Annotated in this window: 18 protein-coding genes; 4 read left to right on the top strand and 14 right to left on the bottom strand. The window is 75.6% G+C overall.

Annotated elements, in window-relative coordinates; all coding sequences use genetic code 11:
- The first annotated feature begins 174 nt into the window (after positions 1–174).
- The 3 genes from CO540_RS01000 to CO540_RS00990 all read left to right on the top strand — a co-directional run bounded on the left by CO540_RS01000 (position 175) and on the right by CO540_RS00990 (position 3,262).
- The gene (locus CO540_RS01000) at positions 175–1,380 is read left to right on the top strand and encodes a sensor histidine kinase (RefSeq protein WP_099160496.1); all 1,206 of its coding nucleotides are present in this window, start codon (positions 175–177) and stop codon (positions 1,378–1,380) included.
- On the top strand, positions 1,377–2,012 hold the full coding sequence (locus CO540_RS00995) for a response regulator transcription factor (protein ID WP_099160494.1): 636 nt from the start codon (positions 1,377–1,379) through the stop codon (positions 2,010–2,012). The genes CO540_RS01000 and CO540_RS00995 overlap by 4 nt, the downstream gene beginning before the upstream one ends.
- 86 nt (positions 2,013–2,098) lie before the next feature.
- Positions 2,099–3,262, top strand: a complete 1,164-nt coding sequence (locus CO540_RS00990) for a low temperature requirement protein A (protein ID WP_157779034.1) — start codon at positions 2,099–2,101, stop codon at positions 3,260–3,262.
- A 7-nt stretch (positions 3,263–3,269) separates the two neighbouring features.
- Here the strand turns inward: CO540_RS00990 and CO540_RS00985 are convergent, their stop codons facing one another.
- From CO540_RS00985 to CO540_RS00960, 6 genes are all read right to left on the bottom strand, one after another.
- Positions 3,270–4,091 carry an ABC transporter permease subunit gene (locus CO540_RS00985; protein ID WP_099160490.1) on the bottom strand — a complete coding sequence of 274 codons (822 nt, stop codon included), beginning with the start codon at positions 4,089–4,091 and terminating at the stop codon, positions 3,270–3,272.
- Complete coding sequence (locus tag CO540_RS00980) at positions 4,088–5,008, bottom strand: ABC transporter ATP-binding protein (protein WP_091573889.1); 921 nt, start codon at positions 5,006–5,008, stop codon at positions 4,088–4,090. Before CO540_RS00980 ends, CO540_RS00985 begins: the two co-directional genes overlap by 4 nt.
- A 91-nt stretch (positions 5,009–5,099) precedes the next feature.
- Positions 5,100–5,777: a response regulator transcription factor gene (locus CO540_RS00975; protein WP_091573888.1), complete on the bottom strand. Its 678-nt coding sequence runs from the start codon at positions 5,775–5,777 to the stop codon at positions 5,100–5,102.
- Positions 5,774–6,955 carry a sensor histidine kinase gene (locus CO540_RS00970; RefSeq protein WP_099164520.1) on the bottom strand — a complete coding sequence of 394 codons (1,182 nt, stop codon included), beginning with the start codon at positions 6,953–6,955 and terminating at the stop codon, positions 5,774–5,776. The genes CO540_RS00975 and CO540_RS00970 overlap by 4 nt, the downstream gene beginning before the upstream one ends.
- 80 nt (positions 6,956–7,035) lie before the next feature.
- Positions 7,036–7,386 carry a DUF190 domain-containing protein gene (locus CO540_RS00965; protein WP_099160488.1) on the bottom strand — a complete coding sequence of 117 codons (351 nt, stop codon included), beginning with the start codon at positions 7,384–7,386 and terminating at the stop codon, positions 7,036–7,038.
- A complete protein-coding gene (locus CO540_RS00960) occupies positions 7,383–11,642 on the bottom strand; it encodes a putative inorganic carbon transporter subunit DabA (protein WP_099160487.1) in 4,260 nt (1,419 codons plus the stop codon). Before CO540_RS00960 ends, CO540_RS00965 begins: the two co-directional genes overlap by 4 nt.
- Before the next feature lie 92 nt (positions 11,643–11,734).
- Between CO540_RS00960 and CO540_RS00955 the strand changes: the two genes are divergently transcribed.
- Positions 11,735–12,277 carry a carbonic anhydrase gene (locus CO540_RS00955; RefSeq protein ID WP_099160485.1) on the top strand — a complete coding sequence of 181 codons (543 nt, stop codon included), beginning with the start codon at positions 11,735–11,737 and terminating at the stop codon, positions 12,275–12,277.
- A 14-nt stretch (positions 12,278–12,291) separates the two neighbouring features.
- Here the strand turns inward: CO540_RS00955 and CO540_RS00950 are convergent, their stop codons facing one another.
- From CO540_RS00950 to CO540_RS00915, 8 genes are all read right to left on the bottom strand, one after another.
- Positions 12,292–13,137, bottom strand: coding sequence for a DUF6671 family protein (locus tag CO540_RS00950; protein WP_099160483.1), 846 nt, complete (start codon positions 13,135–13,137; stop codon positions 12,292–12,294).
- 45 nt (positions 13,138–13,182) lie between these two features.
- Entirely contained in the window at positions 13,183–14,358 is a 1,176-nt protein-coding gene (locus CO540_RS00945; protein WP_099160481.1) for a M20/M25/M40 family metallo-hydrolase, read from the bottom strand.
- Positions 14,358–15,119, bottom strand: coding sequence for an amino acid ABC transporter ATP-binding protein (locus tag CO540_RS00940; RefSeq protein WP_305777690.1), 762 nt, complete (start codon positions 15,117–15,119; stop codon positions 14,358–14,360). The genes CO540_RS00945 and CO540_RS00940 overlap by 1 nt, the downstream gene beginning before the upstream one ends.
- Positions 15,116–15,973 carry an amino acid ABC transporter permease gene (locus CO540_RS00935; protein WP_099160480.1) on the bottom strand — a complete coding sequence of 286 codons (858 nt, stop codon included), beginning with the start codon at positions 15,971–15,973 and terminating at the stop codon, positions 15,116–15,118. The genes CO540_RS00940 and CO540_RS00935 overlap by 4 nt, the downstream gene beginning before the upstream one ends.
- Before the next feature lie 113 nt (positions 15,974–16,086).
- Positions 16,087–17,028, bottom strand: a complete 942-nt coding sequence (locus CO540_RS00930) for a transporter substrate-binding domain-containing protein (protein WP_099160478.1) — start codon at positions 17,026–17,028, stop codon at positions 16,087–16,089.
- Between the two features lie 92 nt (positions 17,029–17,120).
- Complete coding sequence (locus CO540_RS00925) at positions 17,121–18,005, bottom strand: MurR/RpiR family transcriptional regulator (protein WP_172967771.1); 885 nt, start codon at positions 18,003–18,005, stop codon at positions 17,121–17,123.
- A 100-nt stretch (positions 18,006–18,105) separates the two neighbouring features.
- On the bottom strand, positions 18,106–19,533 hold the full coding sequence (locus CO540_RS00920) for a hypothetical protein (RefSeq protein ID WP_099160476.1): 1,428 nt from the start codon (positions 19,531–19,533) through the stop codon (positions 18,106–18,108).
- Between the two features lie 132 nt (positions 19,534–19,665).
- Positions 19,666–20,928, bottom strand: coding sequence for a cyanophycinase (locus CO540_RS00915; RefSeq protein ID WP_216642322.1), 1,263 nt, complete (start codon positions 20,926–20,928; stop codon positions 19,666–19,668).
- Between the last annotated feature and the right edge of the window lie 73 nt (positions 20,929–21,001).

Below are 21,001 nucleotides of genomic sequence, written 5' to 3'. Positions count from 1 at the left end.
ACACGGCGGCGGCGGTCCCTTCCGGCGACGGATGCGGTCGCCCTCCACGGTCGCCGTCGGCCGGGCGGCCGGCATCCGGCGACGGACGGCAGCTTCGGGGCGGAACGGCGGGGTACCGGTTACGACTTTCGACAGAGGCCCGCCGACCTGCGGTTCCTCTACGCTGAGAGGGCTGTGACCACCGCCGTTCCCACCCTGACGCCGACCGCCCGCGTGCTGGCCTGGTGCCTGCACCTGCTCGTGGCGGGCCTGTTCGCCCTGGCCGGGCTCCGGGCCGTCGCCACCGGCCGCCCGCACCCGGCGGCCGTGGTCGCGGTCGCGGCGGCGGGCCTGCTGGCGTACGCGGGTGGGGCGCTCCTGCCCGGTGTCCGCCGCTCGCGGCGGGTTGCCGGCTGGTGGCTGGCGGCGGTGACCGCGCTCTGGCTGGGGTTGACCGCGCTGACCGCCGACGGGCTGTGGGTCGCCTTCCCGCTGTACGTCCTCCAGCTGCACCTGCTCCCCCGCCGCGCCGGTGCGGTGGCGGTCGGCGTGACCGCCCTGGCGGCGATCGTCGCGTTCGCCGCCCACCGGGGGGCGGTCACCGTGCCGGGCGTGGTCGGGCCGGCCCTCGGCGCCGCCGTCGCGGTGGCCGTGGTTCGGGGCTACCAGGCGCTCTACCGGGAGAGCGAACGCCGTCGGCGGCTGATCGAGGAGCTGACCGCCACCCGCGCCGACCTGGCGCGGGCGCAGCACGAGGCCGGGGTGGCGGCCGAACGGGAACGGCTCGCCCGGGAGATCCACGACACGCTCGCCCAGGGCCTGACCAGCATCCAGCTGCTGCTGAGCGCCGCCGAGCGGGTGCTGCCCGACCGGCCGGACGCGGCCGCCCGCCACGTCGGGCAGGCCCGCCGGGCCGCCGTCGACAACCTGGCCGAGGCCCGCCGCTTCGTCGCCGCGCTCGCCCCGCCCGCGCTGGACGACACCACGCTGGCCGGCGCGCTGGAGCGCCTGTGCGCCACCACCGGCGCCCGGCACCCGCTCGCCGCGCGCCTGCGGGTGACCGGGGTGCCCGCTCCGCTGCCGACCGCGTACGAGGTGACGCTGCTGCGCATCGCCCAGGCCGGTCTGGCCAACACCGTCCGGCACGCCGGCGCGACCACCGCCGAGGTGACGCTCGGCTACCACGCCGACCGGGTCACCGTCGACGTGGTCGACGACGGTGTCGGCTTCGACCCCGACCGGCTGCCCGTTGCCGATCCGGAGGCCGGTGGCTTCGGCCTGGCGTCCATGCGCGCCCGGGTGGGCGCGCTCGGCGGCGACCTGACCGTCGCCTCCGCGCCCGGCCGGGGCACCACGCTGTCCGCCCGGCTCCCCCGCACGCCGCCCGGGAATCGGCCGTGACCGGAGACCCGATCCGGCTGCTGCTGGCCGACGACCATCCCGTCGTCCGGGCCGGGCTGCGCGCCGTGCTGGAGACCGAGCCGGGCCTGGTCGTGGTGGCCGAGGCCGCCACCGCCGAGGACGCGGTGGCACGCGCCGCCGGAGGCGACGTCGACGTGGTCCTGATGGACCTGCGCTTCGGCGCCGGCATGAGCGGGGTGGAGGCCACCGCCGCCATCACCGCCCGGCCGGACGGGCCCCGGGTGCTGGTGGTGACCACCTACGACACGGACGCCGACACCCTGCCCGCGATCGAGGCCGGCGCCGCCGGCTACCTGCTCAAGGACGCCGCGCCGGAGGAGCTGGCCGCCGCCGTGCGGACCGCCGCCGCCGGCCGGACCGCGCTCGCGCCGGCCGTCGCGGACCGCCTGGTGAACCGGCTCCGCACCCCCGACACCGCGTTGACCCGGCGGGAGACCGAGGTCCTCGGGCTGGTCGCCGACGGCCTGTCCAACCAGGCGATCGGCCGCCGCCTGCACCTCACCGAGGGCACGGTCAAGTCGCACCTGTCGCGCATCTACACCAAGTTGCGGGTGCAGTCGCGGACGGCTGCCGTCGCCGCCGCGGTCGACCTGGGCGTCATCCGCCGCTGACCGCGTTCGCCCTCGTCGCCCCGGCGGCGGATGGTACGACTGGTGCGACGGGCCGGGCGTACGGAAGGGACGGGATGCGGGGTGGGATGCCGGGGCAGCTGTTGCGCCCACGCGAGGCCTCCCGCCGGGCGTCGTTCCTGGAACTCTTCTTCGACCTGGCCTTCATCCTCGCGCTGAACCGGGTCTCCCTGGCGCTGGAGCAGGACCTCACCCTGGGCGGGGCGTTCCGGGCCGCGCTGCTGTTGGCGGCCATCTGGTGGGTGTGGTTCGTGACCGCCTGGTCGACGGACTGGTTCGACCCGGGCACGCCCCTGATCATCGGGCTGCTGCTCTGGGTCATGTTCGGCGGGCTGATGATGGCGGCCGCCGCGCCGAGCGCGTACTCCGGGCACGGGCTGGTGTTCGCCGGTGCCTACGTGGCGATCCACCTGGGCCGTCCGGCGTTCCTGCTGCCGGCGCTGCGCGGCAACCCGCTGCGGGTGCGGACGCTGCGGGTCGCGGTCTGGTTCGCGCTCTCCGCGGTACTGTGGCTGACCGGCGCGCTGGTCGAGCCGGCCCAGGTGGCGCTCTGGACCGTGGCGGTGGTCCTGGACCTGTCGCTGGCGCGGCTGCGCTGGCCGACGCCCGGACTCGGCCGCAGCAGTTGGGCGGATCTCCAGGTGATCGGCGAGCACCTGGCGGAGCGCTACCAGCAGATCTACATCATCGCGCTGGGTGAGCTGATCCTGACCGCCGGGATCGTCTACAGCACCACCGGGTTCGACCTCTCCCGCACCGCCGCGTTCGCGCTGGCGTTCGTCAACGCGGTCAGCCTGGGCCGGCTCTACCTGGTGCCCGGCGGCGTACGGCTCGGCGCGGCGATCGACGCGCTGGGGCCGTCCGGCAGCCGGCTCGGCCTGCTCGCCGGCTACCTGCACCTGGTGATGGTGGCCGGGGTGGTGGCCGCCGCGGTCGGCGCCCAGGTGATGATCGCCGAACCGCTGTCGCGGGATCCGGCCGCGCTGATGGTGGCGCTCAGCGGCCCGGCGCTGTTCCTGATCGGCTGGATCCTGCTCGCGGCGGCGGTCCACCACCGGGTGTCCTGGCACCGGCCGGTCGGGCTGGTCGCGATCGTGGCGCTGGCCGCCGCCGGTCGGGGCCTGCCGCTGCTGGCCGGGTCGGCGATCCTCAGCGTGCTGCTCATCCTGATCGCGCACGCGGAGAGGCTGACGCCGGCCCGGACCGGCGGCACCGGCCGCCGGCCCGGGTGACCCCGGCTCAGGCGTCGCGCCGGAGCAGCCTGGTCAGAGCGGCGCCGACGAGGGCGATCAGCCAGCCGACGAACACGGCCGCGCCGGCCTGCGGGGAGAGCAGGTTCGGGTCGCCGCCGAGGCTCATGAACGCCTGCCCGGCGTTCGACGGCAGGTACGGGGAGATCGTCTCCGACCAGCTCTCCGGCAGCAGCGACACCACCCCGGGCACGACCAGCAGGAGCGCGACCACGCTGGTCAGCGCGCCGGCGGTGGTACGCAGCAGCGAGCCCAGCGCCGCGCCGAGCACGCCGATCCCGGCGAGGTACGCGGCCGTGCCCAGCACCGCGCGCAGCACCCCGTCGTCGCCGAGCGCGATGCCCTTGTCCCCCAGGACGGCCTGTCCGCCGAGGAAGGTGAGCAGCACCGTGGGCAGCAGCACGGCGAGCGACACGCCGGCCAGGACGGTGATCTTGGCGGTGAGCACGGGCCAGCGCCGGGGCACCGCGGCCAGGGAGGTGCGGATCATGCCGGTGGCGTACTCCCCGGCGGTCAGCAGCACGCCGAGCGTGGCGATCAGCAGTTGGGCGAGGTTGACGCCGCCGAGGCTGGCGCCGAGCGGGTCGAGTGACGAGGGCCCGCCGGGTGGCGCCGGGGTGCCCGGTTCGATGGTGGCGTCGGCCAGGAACGCCGAGAAGCCGAGCCCGAGGGCGGCGAACACCACGAGGGTGGCGGCCAGAAGAATCAACGAGGAACGCAGCGAGCGGAACTTGATCCACTCCGCGCGGACCACGCGCGGGCCGGTGATCCGGGCGTCGGTCGGGACGGTGGTGGGCACGGTGGTGGTCATCGGGTCTCTCCTGCGGTGGCGCCGGCGTACTCGACGGCGTCGCGGGTCATGGTCATGAAGGCCTCCTCCAGGGACGCCTCGGTGGCGGTCAGCTCGTGCAGGGTGAGCCCCGCCGCCGCGGCCCGGTCACCGATCACCTCGCGCCGCAGACCGCTGACCTCGAGCAGGCCCGGCTCACCACCGGTGATGGTGACGTCCGGTCCGGCCAGCAGGTCGCGCAACGCGGCGGCCTGGGGCGAGCGCACCCGCACCGTGGTGCGCGACGCCCGGCGGGTGAACTCGGCGAGGGACACGTCGGCGAGCAGCCGACCCCGGCCGACCACGATCAGGTGGTCGGCGGTCTGCGCCATCTCGCTCATCAGGTGCGAGGAGACGAACACCGTGCGGCCCTCGGCGGCGAGGCCGCGGAGCAGGCCGCGGATCCAGCGGATGCCGTCCGGGTCCAGGCCGTTGACCGGCTCGTCGAGCATCACCACGGCGGGGTCACCGAGCAGCGCGGCGGCGATGCCGAGCCGCTGGCCCATGCCGAGGGAGAACCCACCGGCCCGCTTGCCGGCCACCTCCCGCAGGCCGACCAGGTCGATCACCTCGTCGACCCGGCGGCGGCCGATGCCGTGGGTGGCGCCCAGCGCGAGCAGGTGGTCGCGGGCGGAGCGGCCGGTGTGCACCGCCTTCGCCTCCAGCAGGGCGCCGATCTGGCGCAGCGGGTCCCGGTGGTCGGCGTACCGGCGGCCGTTGACCCGCACGGTGCCCCCGGTCGGCGCGTCGAGGCCGAGGATCATGCGCATGGTGGTGGACTTGCCGGCGCCGTTCGGACCGAGGAATCCGGTCACCACGCCCGGCGCGACGGTGAAGGTCAGGGAGTCGACGGCGAGCCGGTCGCCGTAGCGCTTGCTGAGGTCGCGGGCTTCGATCATGTGCTCAACCCTGGCCCGCGTACCCCGGCCGCCGCGTCGGCCGGGCGCGGACACCTGCGCGTACCGCGGTCGCGGTATCCGGGCGGCCCGGCTACCGCGCCGGCGGGTCGGCCCGGACCAGCCCGCTCTGGTAGGCGATCACCACGAGCTGGGCCCGGTCCCGGGCGTCGAGCTTGGCCATCGCCCGGTTGACGTGGGTCTTCGCGGTCAGCGGGGACACCACCAGCCGCTGGGCGATCTGCTCGTTGCTCAGCCCGGCGGCGACCAGCGCCACCACCTCGCGTTCCCGTTCGGTGAGCACCCGCAGCCGTTCCGGGGTGGCCCGGGGCTCCGGGTCGGGCTGGGCGAGGAACCGGGCGATCAGCCCACGGGTGGCCTTCGGCGACAGCAGCGCCTCCCCGGCGGCGACGGTGCGGATCGCGTCGAGCAGCTCGACCGGCTCCACGCCCTTGCCGAGGAAGCCGCTGGCGCCGGCCCGCAGGGCCTCGAAGACGTACTCGTCGACCTCGAACGTGGTCAGGATGAGCACCCGCACGCCGGCCAGGTCCTCGTCGGCGGTGATCTGCCGGGTGGCGGCCAGGCCGTCGAGGTCGGGCATCCGGATGTCCATCAGCACCACGTCGGCCCGGGTGGCGCGGGCCTGGACGACCGCCTCCCGGCCGGTGGCCGCCTCGCCCACCACGGACAGGTCCGGCGCCGAGTCGATCAGCGCGCGGAAGCCGGCGCGGATGAGCGTCTGGTCGTCGGCGAGCAGGACCCGGACGGTCATGTCACCTCCTGGGGGATCGGGGCGGGCAGCTCCGCGCGGACCACGAAGCCACCCTCCGGACGGGGACCGGCGTGGAACGCGCCGCCGACCGCCTCGGCCCGCTCCCGCATCCCGAGCAGGCCGAGACCGGTTCCGGAGTCACCCGGACCGCCCGGTCCCGGCCCGTCGTCGCGGACCTCCACGGCGACCGCGGTGTCGGTGTAGCGGACCTCGACCGTGACGGTGGCGTCGGGCGCGTGCCGGTGCGCATTGGTCAGCGACTCCTGGACGATGCGGTAGGCGGCCACGTCCACCGCGCCCGGCAGCGGGCGGGGGCGGCCGGACAGGATCCACCGGACCGGCTGGCCGGCGGCGAAGCCGTCGACGAGGGCGTCGAGCCGACCCAGTCCGGGCGCCGGCTCGGTCGGGGCCTCCGGCTCCCCCCGGCGCAGCAGGCCGAGCAGGACGGCCATCTCGTCCAGCACGGTGCGCGCAGCGGACCGGACGTGCCCGAGCGCCTCCTCGGCCGCGTCCGGCCGGTCGCGCAGCAGGTGTCCGGCCACGCCGGCCTGCACGTTGATCAGCGCGATGTGGTGCGCCACCACGTCGTGCAGCTCCCGGGCGATGCGCAGCCGCTCCTCGGCCACCCGCCGGCGCGCCTCCTCCTCCCGGGTCCGCTCGGCCCGCCGGGCCCGTTCCTCCAGCACGGCCACGTACGCCCGCCGGCTGCGCACCGCGTCGCCGGCGGCCACCGCGACGCCGAACCAGAGCAGGAGGACCACGACCGCCGGATCGAGCCAGCCCACGCCCAGCGCGACGACCGCCGAGCCGCCGAGGAGCAGACCGCTCGCCGCACCGGCCGCCACGGCGGTCCGCCGGTCGGTGCGGGTGGCCACGGTGTAGGCGGCCACCGCCACGGTCAGCACGAACGGCCCCCGCGCCTGCTGGGCGAGCAACGACGTGGCCGCCGCGACGGTCACCACGGCCAGCACCGGCAACGGGAACCGGCGCCGGAGGACGAGCGCGGCGCAGCCGGCCGCCGCGAGCAGCACCGCGCCGGCGGTCAACGGGTCCCGGGGTGGCCCTCCGGGCGGGTTCACCGGAAGCAGGCTGACCGTGAAGAGCACCGCGGCCAGCAGCGCGTCGGCCACGGTCGGATGCTCCCGGGCCACCCGACGCCACCGGGCGAGGCGTCCCATGCCGTCACCGTACGCCACGGGTGACGGCGGGGCGGGGTGGCCGGCGGTCGCCGCCCCGCCCCGACGCGACTGTCGCTCCGTCAGGTCACCGGGCCCGCCGGCCGGTCGGCGCCGAAGTACTCGGGCCGACTCACCCAGGCGTCGCTGACGAACATGACGCCGGGCCGGTGGGCCAGGATGTCCCGCAGACCGGTGACGACCGGCTCGGCCCGCTCCGGCGGCAGCACGGCGATCACCATGACGAGTCCGGCCCGGTCGTTGAAGAGCAGCCGACCCTCGTGCGTGCCGTGGTGGCCGAAGCCGGAGACGCCGCTGAGGCTGGTCCAGCCGCTCACGCCGGAGGCGTGCAGCAGCGTCCGGACGGCGTCGGCGTCGTCGGCGCGGGTGACGACCTCCACCTTGACCATGCGGGTCAGTCCGAGCTCGTTCATGCGCTGTACTCCTTCTCTGGGTCGGGGGCCGGGAGCGGCGTGGTGTGCCGGGATCCGCCCGGCTCACTCCATTCGCCGGTGTGGGGGTCGACGACGGTCAGGGACATCCAGCCGCCGTTGACCAGCTGGCGCAGGCCCGGGTTGCGGCCGAGCACGGTGTCGACGAGGTGGTGCGGGGCGTGGACCACGGCGAGCAGGCGCAGCGGGTCGTGCGCCGGCCGGGTCCCGTCGCCGACGGACTGCAGCGGCAGCCCGACGCGCAGGTCGCCACCGGAGCCGGAGAGGACGCCGAGGGCGTCGCCGAGGACGGTGTGCACGGTCTTGGTGCCGGCGCCGAGGCGGTACGGGTCCACGGTGGAGAAGTAGTACTGGAGGTTGATCCAGGACGCGACCACGAGCGGGCCGGTCATGATCGTCTCCAGCGCGACCGCGTCCGGGTCCGCGGTCCAGTCGTAGGAGTGCAGGAACGTGCGGCAGCCGAGGTCGCGCCCGGCGGTCAGCTCGCGCGGCGCGGCGATGAACGCGGCGTTGCCCGCCAGCGCCCACTCCGGTCGCACCTGGGCCCAGTCCGACGCGCGCCGGGGCAGGTGGCGGGGGCCCGGCCGGCCGGGCAGCCGGGTGGCCCGTTCCGCGCGCAGCCCCGCTCCCGCCTGGGCGAGCCGGTGGGTCAGGTCGTCGACGTGCGGGCGCAGCCGGGCGGGGACGGCGTCGACGTCGAACAGGCGCACCTCGTCGGTGACGGTGTCGTGCTCGCCGGCCAGGACGTGGGTGTCGGCGGGCAGGTGGATGCCCCGGGCGACCAGCGCCTCGCGGATCTCGGGCCGGTTGAGCAGCGTGGCGACCAGCCGGGCGCTGACCCCGCCCCGGTTGCCGCCGCAGGCGCCGCAGTCGAGCGCGGCGGCGTAGGGGTTGTTGGTGCTGGTGGCCCCGTGCCCGCAGAGCAGCACCAGCGGGGCGAAGTCGGCCGTCAGCCCGACCGTGCGCAGCGTCGCCTCCGCGTAGTAGACCTGCTCGTCGAGGGTCAGGGCGGCGTCGAGGTCGGCCACCGTCGGCGCGGTGTCGTCGGCGGCCGGGGCGAAGCGGCCCGGTGCGACGGCGCGTACCGCGAGGGCGGCGGTGGCGAGCACGCCGGCCACCTCGACGAAGGCGAACGCGCCGACCGGGTCGGCCTTGGCCGAGGCGAACGCCCGGCGCCACGCCTGCCGGGCCCGCCGGCGGCGCACCCGCGTGGCGTCGGCGGTCTCCGCGACGGTCGCCACCGGGCGCATGAGCACCGGGCAGCGGTCCCGGCCCCGGCCGGCGTCGGTCGCCGCGGTGCGCACGGGCAGGCCGAAGAAGCCGGCGAAGCCGTACGTGTCCACCGGCCCGGCCGCCTCCAGGTGCCGGCGCAGGCCCTCGCTGCGCACGTCGATGCAGAACACCGCCTGGGCGAGCGCGGTGGCGCGGGCGGCGCGGCGCGGGCGCGGGCGTGCCCCGTGGTCCAGCCGGTCCCGCAGCCGACGCCGGTACGCGTGTTCCGCGGCGGCGAGCCACACCTCGGCCTGCCGCGCCGGGGACAGCTCGACCACCACGTCACGCAGCACCGACACCGTCTCCTCCGGCAGCAGCGCCAGGGTCGGCCCGTCGACGCCGAGCGCGGCGACCAGCCGGGCGAGAGCCGCCGGCTCGTCCGCGCCCGGCGCCCCGGCGGTCGGCGCGGTCCCCGGGGTCCCGACGGTCGGCACCGGCCCGGCGACGGCGCCGGTCGGCGTCGTCGCAGCGGTCGGCGTCGTCGTGGCGGTGACCGCGTCGACCGTCGGCGGGAGCCCGAGGCGGCGGTGGGCGACGTCGCCGGCCAGCACCAGCTCGTAGCTGAGCCGCACCGCGAGCAGGTCCAGCGGGGTCAGGTCCGGCCGCTCACCCGGGTGGGTCTGCGACCAGCGGGCGTAGCCGGCCCAGCCGGGCAGCCGGAGCAGGGACCGGGACAGGTAGGCCGACCAGTTCGCGGGCGCCACCCCGAGGGCACGCAGGAGCGCGGCGACGGCCCGGTCGGGTGCGGCCGGCAGCGCGGCGACGAGCGCCCGCAGGCCGCCGACGCCCGCGGGGCCCGGGTTCCGGTCGGCGCCGGCCATCCGCCGCCAGCGCGTCCAGCAGCTCTCGTCGGCCGCACCGGGCACCGGCCAGCGGGCGGCCGGGCGGCCGCAGTGCGCCGCGCACCAGCCGGCCACCAGCTCGTCGACGTCCGCGCCGATCCGGGTGCCCAGGATCCGGTCGAGCAGTTCGGCGACGGTGAGCGGGTCCGGGTCGTCCGGGACGGCGGGCCGGGGCCCGGCGAGCCGGCGTCGCGCCACGGCGAGCAGGTCGGGCGGTGGTGGCGGTCCGTCGTGCACCGGGTGGGACAGCGTGGCGACCCGGAGGTCCGCGGTCGTGAGCGACCGCCCGGCGAGCGTGACCGGTTCCGAGGTCGCCGGGGGAAGCGCGGCGGTCAGGTCGGCCGGCTCGATCTCGCCGTCGCGCAGCCGCCGCCGGTACTCGACAGCCGGCAGGTGGGTCCGCGCGCCGCCCAGCGCCCGCAGCTCGGCGGTGGCCCGGGCGAACGGCACCCGCTCCCGGCCGGCGAGCGGGTTCACCGCGACGAACGTGTCCAGCGGCCAGACCGCGGCGACGTGGTCGCCGGCGGCGGCCAGCGCGGCGACGACCCGGGCGGCGTCCGACCGGTCGGACACGTCGCGGCGGCGCACCGCGGTCACGGCCCAGGCGGCCGGCTCCCCCGTCGCCGGGCCGGCGGACCGGCGCCACCACGCGCCGACGGCGCCGTCGCGCCAGGCCCACCACCACAGCGCGGCGCGGTGCCGGCGCAGCAGGACCGTCCCGGCGACGGCCGCCACGGCCAGCGTGGCCGCCGCGACGCCCACCCCTGCGTCCGTCACCGAGGTCGGCAGACCCAGCCACCGGGCGACGGCCCGCCCGGCGACCAGGTAGCCGCCGGCCAGCGCGCCCGTCGCGAGGGTGATCGCGACGGCGGTCCGCGCCGGCACCTCGCGGTCGGCGAGCGCCGACCGCACCGCGGCCAGCGCGGCGGCGCCGGCCAGGGCGGTGCTGAGCAGGCCGCTCGGGCTGGCGCCGAGTGCCAGCTCGGTGAGCGCCACGGCGGCGAGCACCGCCGCGCCGGCCAGGACCACGGTCCGGGTCCGGGGCGGGCCGACCGGTCGAGGCGCGGCCGCGGCCCGCGCCTGGGCCTGGAGCGCGCCGCCGGCGGACAGGAACGCGTACGCCTTGTAGACGGCGTGCCCGACCAGGTGCACGGCGGCCAGGCCGAACGCGCCGAGACCGCACTGGGCGAGCATGAACCCCATCTGCGCGACGGTGGACCGGGCGAGGGTGCCCTTGACGTCGGTGCGCACCGCGGCGAACACCGTCCCGGACACCGCGGTGACGAGTCCGACCAGCACCATCGCCGGCATCAGGCCGGGTGCGGCGACCACCACCGGCGCCAGCGTGATCATCAGGAAGCCGGCGACGTTGACCATGCCCGCGTGCAGGAAGGCGGAGACCGGGGTCGGCGCGTCCAGGGTGGACGGCAGCCAGCGGTGCGCCGGCACCTGGGCCGAGCGCACCGCGCCGGCCACCAGCAGCAGCCCACCGGCGGCGGCCAGGAGCCAACCGGGCCGGTCGCCGGCGGCCGCCCGGACCGCGTCGAGGTCCGCGTCGCCGGCCGGGACGACCAGCAGCGCCAGGCCGGCGACCAGGGCCACGTCGCCGAGGAGGAACACCTTCCGGGTACGGCGCACCGCCGCCCGCACCCGGGGCTGCTCCCGGTAGTGGCCGATGAGCCCGATCAGCAGGTGCCCGGCCGCGATCCAGCCGACGGCCAGTTGCACGAGGCTCGGCGCGGTGGCCATCACCAGGGTCGCCGCCGTGGCGGCCGCGACCCGGGCCTGCAACGCGCGGGCGCCCGGCTCGCCGTCGAGATAGCGGCGCGCGTAGCCGGCGACGACGGCGGCCAGCCCGCAGACCAGCAGCGCGAACAGCGCGGTGAACCGGTCGATCCGGATCCCGACGGAGAACGCCGGCCCGGGTGGGTCGAGCCGGAGCAGGAGCGCCGGAACAACCGGGTCGTACGCGACCCGGGTCACCAGCGCGGCTGCTGCGGCGGCGGTGAGAGCGAGCAGCGCCCCCACCACCCGGGCGGCTCGACGGGGGTCGGGTACCGCCAGCGCGTACAGCGCCGCCGATGCGGGCCCGGCGAGGACTCCCAGAACCAGTGCGACGGACATCGCCACCTCCCTCAGACATCCGCACTGTATTACACGATTTAGAATTCGTGTATCGTGAGACGCACGACAGCGGCTCGGCACGAGGAGGAGCGATGGACGCGACCGGATCTCCGCGCCAGGGGTGGCAGACCAGCCCGAGCTTCGCCCTCGCCCGGCTACGCGCCGGGCACCACCGCTTCCGGGTGGGCGGCGCGCCCGTCCCACCGGGCGACGCGGACCCGGTGGCCGCAATCCTCTCGTGCGCCGACCCGCAACCCGAGGCCGTCACCGTGTTCGGCGGCGCCGACGTCTACGCCGTCCGCACCGCCGGCCTGGAGGTCGGCCCGGCCGCGCTGGGCAGCCTGGAGTACGCGGTCACGCACCTCGGCGCGCCGCTGCTGGTCGTGCTGGGCCACGCCACCTGCTCCCTGCCGCGGGGCAGCGGACCGGACCGGGTGCGCGCCACCCTCGCCGCGCTGCGCCGCCGCTCACCGCTGCTCGACCAGGCCGTCCGAGCCGGCCGCTGCGGCCTCCACGGCATGGTCTGGCACGACGCGGACCGGCTCCTCAACGAGGTACGACCGCTCCTGTCACCGCCGGCCCGGCGGGCCTGCCGCCTACGCCCGCCGAACCGCGCGTCGACGCGGTTGCCGTGAGCCCGGCGGCGCCGTCAGGGGTTGCACGCCGGGCACGATCCGGGGTCGGCGGCGCCCGCCACCGGGCGAGACGAGCGGTACGGACACCGGCCGCAGCCCGAGATGAGCGACGCGTCCCGCGGGGTCGGTGTGCCGCAGTCGCGACAGGGCAGCCCCGGCTCGGCGCCGACCGGGCCGAAACCGGGCGCCGCGCAGGCGGGACAGGGTGTGGCGAGACGCCGGACCAGTCGCCGCCCGGCCGCGGCGATGACCCGCATCCGGGTCGGGTTGACGTGGGCCCGCAGGTCCGCGCCGAGCACGGCGGTGCCGTCGTCGGAGTCGACGGCGGCCCGCCGGACGGCCGCGAGCACGTCGGCGAGCCGACGGAGTCCCTTGACCGGCCGACCGGGCCCGCTCGCGGGCCGGACGACGACCGCGTGGTGCGGAAACCCGACCCGGCGCAGGAACGCGAGCACGGCGGCCAGGTCCCGGCCGTCGGTGACGACGTGACAGTGGTTGGTCTCGACGCTCAGGGCGCTCTCCACCACCGTCAGGCCCGACCGGTCGTCGACCAGCGCCACGTACTCCACGTCGGCGGGCGTCCAGGGGGCCGCCGGATGCGGGCCGAACGCCCCTTCGCTGGCCAGCCCCACCGGGGATCCGGTGGCGGCCATCCCGAGCCGGGCCTTGCGCACCACGGTCTCCCGCGCCGACCCGACCCGCCGCACCTCACCGGTGAACGTGCCGAGCGCGTCGGTGTCCACCGACGCCACGCGCACGCTCATCCCGAGCCGACGACGCAGCAGCGGACGCAACGCCCACTGCTTGCCGTGCATGGTCGCCAGGCAGGCCACCACGCCCCGGAACGGTGACGCCTCCACGCCACCGATCCTACCCAATACAGGAAGGGTGATTCAGGAATTTGACTACGTGCCGGCGCGGTCACCCGATCCGACCGCGTCGATCAGGCCGGCCAGCAGCGCCACCCGGGGCACCACCGAGTCGAGGTCGAGCCACTCCCCCGGGCTGTGGTCGGCGCCGCCGATCGGGCCGAGCCCGTCGAGCACGGCGGCACCGGCCTCGGCCAGCAGGTTCGCGTCCGCGCAGCCGCCGGTCGCGGTGTGCGAGACCGGTACGCCGAGCCCCGCGCCCACCTTCGCCGCCAGCTCGGCCAACCGGCGCCCGGCCGGCCCCGGCTCCCACGGCGGGGTGGGTGCGTGCACGGTCAGGTCGGCGTGCACGCCGGACACCACCGGCTCGGCGACCAGCCGACGGATCTCGGCCAGCGCCGCCTCGTACTCGCCGGTGCGCCAGGCGCGCAGGTCGACCAGCATCCGGGCCCGGTCGGCGACCACGTTGGGCCGGCCGCCCGCCTCCAGCGCGCCCACGTTCACCGTCACCCCGGGCCAACGGCCGTTGAGCTGGTCCAACGCGATGGTCAGCCGGGCGGCGGCGAGCAACGCGTTGGCGCCCCGCTCCGGCTCGATGCCGGCGTGCGCGGCCCGCCCGCGCAGCGTCACGGCGAGGTCGGCGACGCCCTTGCGGGCCGACACCAGGTCGCCGTTGTCGCGGGCACACTCCAGGCAGAGCGCCACGTCGGCCTCCGACCCGAGGGTACGCAGCAGCGGCCGGCTGCCGACCGAGCCGATCTCCTCGTCCGGCGTGCAGACCAGCACCAGCTCGCCGTACCGGTGCCGGTCCAGCGCGGCGAGCACCTCGACGGCGGCCAGCCCGGCGAGCACGCCGCCCTTGTCGTCGCTGACCCCCGGGCCGTACGCCCGGCCGTCCTGCACCCGGAACGGGCGGGCGGCGGCCGTGCCGGGCGGGAAGACGGTGTCCAGGTGGCCGGCGAGCAGGATCCGCCGGGTCCCCGCGCCGCGGCGGCGGGCGATCAGCACGTCCCCGAGCGCCTGGCCGGCCGCGTCGGCGACCGGCACCCGCTCGACGGCCAGCCCGGCGCCGAGGCACCAGCCCTGCACCAGGTCACCGACCTCCCGCAGACCGTCGACCTGGCCGGAGCCGGAGTCGACGGCGACCAGCCGGGCGAGCCGGTCGTGGTACGCGGACAGCCGGTCGCCGGCCGCGCCGAGCAGCGGGTCCATCAGAGCACCTTGTCGAGGAAGGCGCGGGTGCGCTCGTGCCGGGGGCGGCCGAGCACCTCGTCCGGTGGGCCGACCTCGACCACCACGCCGTCGTCGAGGAACGCGACCTGGTCGGCCACCTCGCGGGCGAAGCCCATCTCGTGGGTCACCACCACCATGGTCATGCCGTCGGCGGCGAGGCCCTTCATCACGTCCAGCACCTCCCCGACCAGCTCCGGGTCGAGCGCCGAGGTGGGCTCGTCGAAGAGCATCAGCTTCGGGCGCATGGCCAGCGCCCGGGCGATCGCCACCCGCTGCTGCTGCCCGCCGGAGAGCTGGCCCGGGTAGTGGTGCGCGCGGTCGGCCAGGCCGACGCGGTCGAGCAGCCGCAGCGCCTCCTCCCGGGCGCGCCCGCGCGGGGTGCGCAGCACCCGCACCGGCGCCTCGGTCACGTTGCCGAGTGCGGTGAGGTGCGGGAAGAGGTTGAACCGCTGGAAGACCATGCCGATGTCGCGGCGACGCACGGCCACCTCGCGGGCCTTCAGCTCGTACAGCCGGTCGCCGTGGCGGCGGTAGCCGACCAGTTCGCCGTCGACCGAGAGCTGGCCGCCGTCGATGCGCTCGAGGTGGTTGACGCAGCGCAGGAACGTGGACTTGCCGGAGCCGGACGGGCCGAGCAGGCAGGCCACCTCGCCGGGGGCCACGGTCAGGTCGATGCCCCTGAGCACCTCGACCGGGCCGAACCGCTTGGTGACACCCTCGGCACGGACCATCGCCGTCATCGCACGCCTCCCCGGGCGAAGCCGCGGCCGAACCGGCGCTCCACCAGCCACTGGCCGGCGGAGAGGAGGCTGACCAGGGCGAGGTACCAGATCGCCGCCACCACGAGCAGCGGGATCACCTTGTAGTTGTTCTGGTAGACGCTCTGCACGGCGGTCATCAGGTCCCGCCCGGCGATGATCGACACCAGCGCGGTGGACTTGAGCATGGTGATGGTCTCGTTGCCCATCGGCGGGATGATCACGCGCATGGCCTGGGGCAGCACCACCCGGCGCAGGGTGAGCGTGGGGCCCATGCCGAGGGCGGCGGCGGCCTCGGTCTGGCCGCCGTCGACGGCCAGGATGCCGCCGCGGATCACCTCGGCGGCGTACGCCATCTCGTTGAGCGACAGCGCGAGCACGGCGGCGACGGTGCCGGTGACCACCACGCTGGTGGGCCGGTCGAACAGGACGGTGTCGGTGAACGGCACGGTCACTGTGAGCCGGGGGAAGAGCGCGCCGAGGAAGCCGAAGAAGATGATCTGCACCAGCAGCGGGGTGCCGCGGAAGACCCAGATGAACGTCCAGGACACGCCGCGCAGCACCGGGTTGTCCGACAGCCGCAGCACGGCCAGCAGGATGCCGCCGGCGGTGCCGAGGACCATGGCGAGCAGGGTGAGCCAGAGCGTGGTGAGCACGCCGTCGAGCACGTAGTCCTGGAACAGGTAGTGGGCGACCGTGCCGGGTTCGAGGTTGGGGCTGCTCAGCAGCGCCCGCAGGAACAGGGCGGCCAAGCCGGCCACGACCAGCGCGGTCAGCCAGCGGCCGTAGTGGCGGACGGGGACGACCCGTACCGCCGGGGTGTCGGGGGTGGTCATCGCGGGGGTGCCTCCGGCAGGGGGTGCGGCGGTCGCCGGGCGCCTCCGGGCCCGCCCTCACGGAATCAGAGGGCGCCCGGCGACCGCGGATCGGGGGGCGGTGGTCCGCCGGGTCAGTCGATGGCCTGGTCGATCGTGGCCTTCTCGACGGCGATCGGGGTCTGCTTCCAGTGGGCCAGGATCTTGCCGTAGGTACCGTCGTCGATCAGCGACTGCACGGCGGCGCGGTACGCCTCGGCCAGCTCCTTCTGCGCCTTCAGGAAGCCGAAGCCGTTCGGGCTGGCCAGCCAGCCGTTGGGCGAGGACGGGTCGGCGACCAGCTCGGCCTTGCCGGCCAGCGCGCCGGCGGTGTCCACCAGGTTCACCCGGGTGGCGGCGACGACCTGCACGTTGCCGGCGATCAGCGCCTGCACCGCCTGCGGGTTCTCCGGGTACTCCTTGACCTGCAACGGCCGGCCGGCGCAGCTCTCCTTGGCGTACGTGGCCAGGTTCTTCGCCTGGTTGCTGGCCTTCTGCACGGCGACCGTGCGGCCGCAGAGGTCGGCCACCGTCTTCACGCCGAGCGGGTTGCCGGCGGCGACCAGGAAGCCGGTGCCGGAGGCGGAGTAGTCGACGAACGTGGCGACCTGCTGGCGTTCCTTCTTGTCGGTGATGCCGCCGGCGATCGCGTCGTACTTCGCGGCCTGCAGGCCGGGCACCAGCCCGTCGAACGGCTGCTGGGTGAAGGTGGCCTTCAGGCCGAGCCGGGCCGAGGCGGCCTGGAACAGGTCGTGGTCGAGGCCGACGAACTCGTCGGTGCGGCCCTCGACCTTGAAGTCGATGAACGGCTGGTAGGGGGCGTTGGTGGCGACCGTGACGCCACCTCGGCCGCGCACGTCGGCGGGGACCTTGGCGGCGAGGGCCTTGTCGGTCTCGACGGCGCCGACGCCGTCGATGGTGACCGAGACGGGTGTGATCTCGTCGGTGGAGCCACCGGCCGAGGAGGAGCCGCAGGCGGCGGTGGCGGCGAGCAGCGCCGAGGTCACGCCGAGCAGGGCGAGGGAACGGATGCGCATGGGGAGTCCTTCCGGGGGCCGGAACAGCCAGCCCCCGGACTGTAACTCACGTTACGATCTCGGTGGGGTTACAGTTTTCTGTAACGTACGTTTCAGCGGACGCCGAACGCCTGCTGCGCCCCCTCCATCGCCTTGAGGCGGGCGCCGGCCACCGGGCCGAGCCGGTCGATCAGCGCCGCGACCAGCGTCTCCACCAGCGCCAGCGTGGGCACGAAGCTGTCGTAGGGCGAGGGCGAGTCGACCCGGCTGGGCAGCACCACCTCGGCCAGACCGGCCACCGGGGAGAGCCACCGGTCGGTGAACAGCACCACCCGGGCGCCCCGGCCGGTCACCTCCCGGGCCAGGGCCAGGGTCGACTCCTCGTACCGCCGGAAGTCGAAGAGCACCACCAGGTCACGTCTGCCGACGTCCACCAGCATGTCGGCCCGCTCCACCGGACCGGCGGGCAGCAGCCGGCTGTTGCCCCGCACCTGCATCAGGTGCAGCACGAGGTAGTTGGCGAACAGCGCGGAGAACCGGCCACCGGCCGCGGTGACCCGGTACTGCTGGTCGGCGAAGAGGCGCACGGCCGCGTCCAGCTCACCCTGCGGAAGGTCGGCCAGCGTGCCGCCCACCGCCTCGGGCAGCGCCGCGGCGGCCCGGGACAGCGCCCCGCGCGGCGGCGCCCCACTGCGCTCGGTCGCCCGGTAGGCGGTCAGGGGCGAGGTCTCCCGCTCGGCCAGCTCGTCACGCAGCGCCCGCTGGAACTCCGGGTAACCGCCGAAGCCGAGCCGGGACAGGAAGCGCAGCACCGTCGGGGCGCTCACCTCGGCCCGCTCGGCCAACGCCGCGACCGTGCCCAGGCCGGCGGACGGATAGGAGGCGAGCAGGGCGCGGGCCACCCGGCGCTCGGCCGGGCTGCACTCGCCGAGCCGCTGGCGGATCAGCGCCGCGACCCCCACGGCGTGGGTCTCGTCGGCAGGTACGGGGTTCGACACGAGCAGAGCGTAGCGGCCCGCCACTCCGCTCCCGGCTACGGCGGCGGGTCCGCGGGCGGGGCGTCGCCGCCCGCCCGCGGACCCTTCGGGGGGTGCCGGGTCAGGACTTCGCGACGGTGCAGGAGTAGTCGGCCGTGCCGGAGCCGGCGTACGCCTCCAGGTCGAGGTAGTAGGTGGCCGAGCCGGACGCGGTCCGGGTCAGGGTGACCGACTCGTCCGCCCCGGCGCCGTCGTTCACCGAGCGGGTCAGCGTGCTCCCGCTCGCGCTGAGCAGGTAGAGGTCGGCGTCGTACGCGGACGGGACCGCGCAGTTCACGGTCAGCGTCTGTCCACTGCCGAGCGTGAGGGAGAAGTAGTCCCGGTCGGAGGTGCTCTTCATGTCGCCGGTCACGGTGGCCGGGAAGGTCAGCCCGGAGATGTCGTTCGCGGCCGTACGGCTGTCGTTCGACTCCGCCTCGGCGAACGTGGACCCGCCCGAGGGCGGCGGGGTGGTCGAGCAGTCGGTGATCGGGGTGCCGCTGTAGAGACTGGCGTCCGGCACTCCGGCGCGGACGCTGCGCAGGTAGTAGCCGCAGGTGGGCCGGTTGGCGAAGTCGTAGCTCTGCCCGTTGGTCAGTTTCCAGATCTTGAAATTGGTGTAGGTGAGCGGCTGACCGGAGACGGCCACCTCGGGCTGGTGGTCGCCGAGCACGACGTAGGCGCTCGGGCCGCTGAGCGTCGCCCGGCCGGCGCGGTCGAGGTAGAGCGACGCGCCCTCCTCGACCCCGACGCCCCACGCCTTGCCGCCGGACACCAGCCCGTCCTTGACCGCGCGGGCCACGAACGCCATGGTCCGTCCCATCCGGTCGCGGGTGACGAAGTGCGAGTCGTTGATCGTGCCGGCGTAGTTCGGCCAGCGGAACATGCCGGTGGTGAACGTCAGCGACCGGTCGTACGGGTTGGCCAGCGCGCCCGAGGAGGTGGCGCTGGCGGTGCAGGCGTCGTAGACGACGTCGCTGTTGACGTGGTGCCCGGCGCTGCCGCCGCCCACGCCGCCGCCCTTGGCCACCACCGACTCGACCGACGCCTCCAGCGCGGTGCCCTTCCAGGCCACGTAGCGGCACTGGTCGCCGCCGGCGAAGTAGACGAACTCGGCGTTGCGGATGTCGGTGTTGACCTGGCTGTTGTTGCCGTCGTTGGCCGCGGTGAGAGTGAGCGTGGTGCACGAGTTGACGCCGGCCAACGGGGTGATCACGTCGCACTCCGGGGTGCCTGAGCCGGAGCCGGCGATCACCACCACGTCGATCGCGCCGGTGCCGCCCCGGATGGCGTCGACCGCCTTCGTCATGGTGGCGGTGACGATGCCGCCGGAACCGTTCATCGTGTACGCCGGGCCGGACCAGCTCGCCCGGCTGGCGTCGGTGGCGCTGCCCTGGCGTACCCGGGTGACCTGGGCGTGGGCGGCGGTGACGCCGAGCGGGGCGACGGTGAGCAGCGCGGCGGCGGCGGCCGTCACGGCGAGTCGACGGGAGTTGCGGGAAGGGGACATGGGCACCTCCGAGGGGCCACGAAGCGATGAAACAGAAGTTACATCCATTAAGTTCACTGCTCAATACGTAACTTCTGTTACATCTTCGTGACGGCGGCGCCGGGCGCCCGGCCCGACGCCGCCGCACCCACGTCAGGCCGGTCGGATGCCGACCACCACGTCGGTGAACGTGGTCGCCGTCGTGCCCCGGAAGGCCGCGAACCCGGAGCCTCGGGTCAACCGCGCCGCCCACTGCGGGTCCTTCTCGTACGACGTGCCGCCGACCGCCACGCAGCCGGTGCGGGCGGCGAGCCCCTCCTCGACCAGGCCGACCATGGCGTAGTCGTAGAAGACGTCCTCCGACGGGGTCGCCGTGCACGGTCCCACCGCCGGCCGCACGCGCGGCTTGCCGGCAGCCGGCACCACCGTCCAGCGCGACGCGAGGTAGGCGTCGCCGGCGGTCAGCCGGCTCCACCGCACGCCCTCGATCCCCCACACCCCGGCGTGGTCGGTGACCCGCGCCCGGCGCAGGTCGAGCACGCTGACCCCACGCTGGCCGAGCACCCGCAGCGAGGTGCGGCGGCCACCCACCCCGGTGACCTCCAGCGCGGTGTTCTCGTCCAGGCCGAAGACCCGGGTGTGCCGGGTGTCCGAGGCGAGCCGGATCGAGCGCGCCTCCCGCCCGCGACGGGAGAAGTGGGTGTCCACGAGCCCGGCGGTGAAGAACCCGAACCCGCCCCGGGGCAGGTAGCCGAGCACCGCCGGGTCGTCGAAGTAGCCCGGCTTCGCACCGTCGCGCAGCCCCGGCTCGGTCGAACCACCGGTGATCATGTCGCGGCCGGCCATGATCTGCGCGCCGGCGCTGGTGCCGGCGACCACCGCGCCACCGCGCAGCTTGCGCCGGACGGCGGCCAGCGCGGCGCTGTCCCGCTGCGCCGTCCCCCGCGTCATGGTGGTGACGTAGCGGTACTGGTCGCCGCCGCCGAAGAAGAAGCCGGTCATCGACTCGATCTGCCGCACCACCGCCGGGTCGTCGGCGGCGGCCGGGTGGTCCAGGTCGATCGGGATCCACTGCGCGTCGGCCACCCCGTAGGACCGGAACAGCTCGGCGTAGTAGTCACCGTTGCAGACGCTGTTGTTGCAGTCCGGGGTGCCGGCGTCGGGGTCCTCGGCCGGCACCGGGGCACCGGCGGTGACGATGCCGATCCGGGCCCGGCCGGGGCCGCCGGCCAGCCGGACGATGTCGTCGTAGATCTCCCGGTTGTCGTCGGCGAGCGCGCCGCCGACCAGCACCAGACTGCCGCCGGTGCGGTGGTGGGACGCCGAGGCCGAGGCCGGGACCGCGGCGACCGGCACGCTGAGCGCGACCGCCGCACAGGCGCCGACCCCGAGGGTCAGCAGGCGGTTCAGGGGCATGGTTGCTCCTCACAGGACCGTGAGGGCGGGCCGCGACCAGAGCGTACGGCACCCCCGTCCCGCCCACAATCAC

The sequence above is a fragment of the Micromonospora sp. WMMA2032 genome (assembly GCF_002688545.1).
In the GTDB taxonomy this organism is placed as follows: domain Bacteria; phylum Actinomycetota; class Actinomycetes; order Mycobacteriales; family Micromonosporaceae; genus Micromonospora; species Micromonospora sediminicola.
The sequence above is the reverse complement of the archived record's forward strand: the minus strand, read 5'-3'. Positions and strand labels throughout refer to the sequence as shown.